Raw genomic sequence first — 590 nt, forward strand, 5'->3', positions numbered from 1 at the left:
GGCATGTCTTCCTCCAGCTTCAGTGAAGGGCCCGCAGCGCAATTGGCCGGCGAAAAAGCGGCGCGCGATCTGCTGCCTATGTTGCACTCATTAAGCGTGAGTGAGGCTGACTATGCTGCTTGGCGTACCCAGCTGGAGGCAAAGAGCTTTAAGCCGGGGTTGATCAGGTCGGTTGATGTGGAGCCCACGCGCTTTGTTAATCCCGAGGTGCTGAAGGAATTGCTCGATGTGAAGTTGGATAAAGCGCTCGATCTGGATACGCTGGAGCAACGGCTTGCGTATGTATATGGCCGGGATGATTTCGAGCAAATTGATTACCACCTGGTGCCGGCGCAGGATGGGCATGCGATTAGCCTGCTGGCGCGAGAAAAGCCCTGGGGGCCTGGGTATTTGGATTTTGGTATGGGTTTGCGTACCGACTTTGAGGATGAGTCAGGGTTTCAGCTGTCGGTCCAATACAAGCGGAAGTGGCTGAATAAAATGGGCGCGGAGTGGAAGACGCGCGTCCAGATTGGAGATGAAAGAGGGATATTTACAGAGCTTTACCAGCCGTTAACGTTGAATGGTGAGTTGTTTGTTGCATTGGGCGG

General features: G+C 54.1%; 1 protein-coding gene. It reads left to right on the forward strand.

Annotated elements, in window-relative coordinates; genetic code table 11:
* On the forward strand, positions 1-590 hold a 590-nt coding region (locus CSQ89_RS22795; protein WP_308418212.1), incomplete at both ends, for a hypothetical protein.

Source organism: Chitinimonas sp. BJB300, assembly GCF_002735695.1.
In the GTDB taxonomy this organism is placed as follows: Bacteria; Pseudomonadota; Gammaproteobacteria; order Burkholderiales; family Chitinimonadaceae; genus Chitinimonas.